At 39.1% G+C, this 2,889-nt stretch carries 4 protein-coding genes; 2 read left to right on the forward strand and 2 right to left on the reverse strand.

What is annotated here, in order from left to right; genetic code table 11:
* Nucleotides 1-26 precede the first annotated feature (26 nt).
* Nucleotides 27-224: a hypothetical protein gene (locus DW657_RS17015; protein ID WP_118313534.1), complete on the reverse strand. Its 198-nt coding sequence runs from the start codon at nucleotides 222-224 to the stop codon at nucleotides 27-29.
* 52 nt (nucleotides 225-276) lie between these two features.
* Entirely contained in the window at nucleotides 277-1,062 is a 786-nt protein-coding gene (locus tag DW657_RS17020) for a hypothetical protein (RefSeq protein ID WP_118313535.1), read from the reverse strand.
* 300 nt (nucleotides 1,063-1,362) lie between these two features.
* On the opposite strand from DW657_RS17020, the gene DW657_RS17025 reads away from it, so the two are divergent.
* The gene (locus tag DW657_RS17025; protein WP_118313536.1) at nucleotides 1,363-1,680 is read left to right on the forward strand and encodes a hypothetical protein; all 318 of its coding nucleotides are present in this window, start codon (nucleotides 1,363-1,365) and stop codon (nucleotides 1,678-1,680) included.
* Nucleotides 1,677-2,447, forward strand: coding sequence for a DUF4417 domain-containing protein (locus DW657_RS17030; RefSeq protein WP_118313537.1), 771 nt, complete (start codon nucleotides 1,677-1,679; stop codon nucleotides 2,445-2,447). The genes DW657_RS17025 and DW657_RS17030 overlap by 4 nt, the downstream gene beginning before the upstream one ends.
* The last annotated feature ends 442 nt before the right edge of the window (nucleotides 2,448-2,889 follow it).

Below are 2,889 nucleotides of genomic sequence, written 5' to 3' on the forward strand. Positions count from 1 at the left end.
ATTTTTATTATTATAGTTCATATTCATTAATTTCTCATTATATGACACTTAATAACCTTGTGAGCCGCATTTGGCTGCGACTCATTAAGCTGCTTTACAAACTGACGCTCCATTTCCTTCGGGAAGATAGGCTTTGTCGGCTTCGGCATAGTGAGGATGACTTGAATCTTTGCCCCCCCATCAAAAGTAAGCAGACATCTGCGACTAATTTTCTTAAATAACATTTCCGTATCTCCTATTATTTAAACGTTAAACAAAATCTTAGTTTTTTATAATCTAATTATATACCACCACGGAAGCGAAGCGAGCCGAAGGCGAGCCTTCCTTTACTTCATAGGTATTAGCATACACCCTACAGACAACCCCTCCCTTGATATAAGTATAGTTATTGAGTATCATATCCTTTACATAGTCAATAGAGGATAAAAAACGCTTTTCTATGTTTCTGTATTTGCATAAAATCTCGTTTTTAACCGCAAACTTTACCAAATCAAAGGCTTTCTGTACGCTCACGCTTAACTTCTTAGCTATATACTTATATGATATACCATTCTCTCTGAACTTATTGCCGTAGCCAAAACGATTGCAAGCCTTCTTAGCCGCCTTCAACTCTTTTAAGCCTTTAGGGTGCTTAGACTGCTGAATTATTTGCTTAGCGTAGTTCTTTCGATTCTGTACATCAATGATAAGCATAGCAGATAAGGTATCTTCTATGAACTTTACATTCTGTGCATAGGCATTCTTTTTAGAATCATTCCTTGAAATAAACTCGATATTAGGAACGAGGACGTTCCTGTGAGAGGTATGACTTTTTAGAGACTTGAAGACAAGGCAACGATTATTCTTGCCCGTGAACTCAACCAAGCCCAGAGCCTTCAAGGTATCAATACGCTTACGGACAGCACAGGCACTTACTCCCGTGATTTCGTGAAGCTTATTGATGCTCCATCTTTGCACGGCAGAAGACTTAACCCTTGTCTTTATGAAAAGGGAAAATGCAATTGCCTTCCTTAACTCGGGATTGCAATACATATCGTTCAATATCTTTCTGCGTATCTCCATTTTACGGATGCTTTAAAAAGTCAAGAGCAGCAAAGAAATGGGGATTCTCTGCTGCTCCGTATTTAGTAGCCTTGCGGCTCACGTAAATCCAAAATCTTACACATTAGAAAGTTCCCCATAAACTCGCTAAGTGATAGTGTTCTTTCTTAAACACATCGCAAAATTAATAAAAATCTGTCAAATAACCAAATCTTTTATTAATAAATTTAAAATAATTAATAGTTTCTATTCGCTTTTTAATAGATTTTTATAACTTTGCAACATATTTTCTATTAATAACCAAATAATAAGTAATAGCGTATGATATACAATCAGTATCAGCAGTACGAACTCTCCGACCGCATCATGCAAGCGGTATGCGAGGTAGGCAAGGTTACCTTCATGGAACTCTGCTCTGCGGTGAAGACCGTCAAACTCAACACCCTTAGAGGACTATACTGCCTCATAAGCCGTGATTATTGCATCCACCCCGACCGCTCGGCTCGCCTACTCTGTCGCACCAGGGCAAACATTATCAACCAAGCACGAAAGTATATGCAATACGTTCAGTCAAAGGATAAGTACACCTTATCTATATATAACCAAATCGTTGAACTCTTAAAAAGCAACAAAGAATGAAAAGAACAGATTATGAGCTTACCCTGCCCGACCAGCTCTTCCCAACGGACAATGACTTAGAGATTCCGACACTCGATATTGATATGCAAGCCAAGGAATGTCAGTCACCCTTCCTTTGCTTCGGCGAACAGAAGAGAACCTTCAACCTCAATGGCGAAGGCTCTTTGCACTTCTATACCGATGATTACCGCTTCTCAGCTATCTACGAGCACCCTGAGAAGATATTGCAGCATCACCCTGCCGTTATCGTTGAGCCGAACTTCTCCTTATATAATGAGATGCCCGTATCTTTCGGCTTGCAGGCTATCTACAAGAAACGTTGGATTGCCCGTTGTATGCAAGGTAAGGGTATCGGTATCTTCGTTGACCTCAACGTGGCGCAGAAGTTCTATCGCCTCAATATGATTGGCGTACCTCGTGGATGGCGTGCCTTCGCTACCCGTGGATATTCGGATAGACTGAATAACCTCGCCTTTGAGTATTCCATCGCAAGCGATTGGGCAGAGGGCAAAGAGCCGCTATTTGTTATCTACGGCGGCGGTGCTGAGTGTCGGCGGTTCGCCCAGACCCATAGAGGTTGCATCTACATCAACCCCGTTGTCACTACTAAGAAGCAGCTTGCCGCCTTGCAGAAGATTCACGAAGGTGTTGCCTTTATCGGCGAAGAGTTCTCTGTTAAGGCGCAGCTTGATAAGCTCACCCCTTTCTCCAAGCAGATTGAGGACTTTCGAGCAGATAACGTCTCTAAACAGATTGAGGAAAAGTAAGATTGTTTATGCGAGATATGGCATTTATTTGCTGTATCTCGCTTTATTTTGTACCTTTGCATCAGCAAAACGGAAATAGTGGAATATAAGTTCTGAGGTGTCATAACAATATGTATTAGTTAAGATTTGGTTAAATGAAAATAATAGTTAGTTTATAGTCAATAAGCAGCCGCCTGTGATAGGTAGCTGCTTTTCTTATATATAATATATAATAGGTATAAGAATCTAAGAGAAGTATGAAAATGTCTTAATATAATCATAAGAATCCATCATTTTATATTAATTTCTATTAAAATATTAATATTATTCCCGAAAATAGTTGGTACTTTGAGATATTTTTATTATTTTTGGAGTGTAAATAATAAGTTTAACAATATAAAATAGGAGATACAACAATGAAGTATATCAAATTAGCCTTAATTCCGCAACACTATAATTTAAC

Origin of the sequence: Prevotella sp. AM23-5, assembly GCF_003473645.1 — a bacterium.
GTDB lineage: Bacteria > Bacteroidota > Bacteroidia > Bacteroidales > Bacteroidaceae > Prevotella > Prevotella copri_A.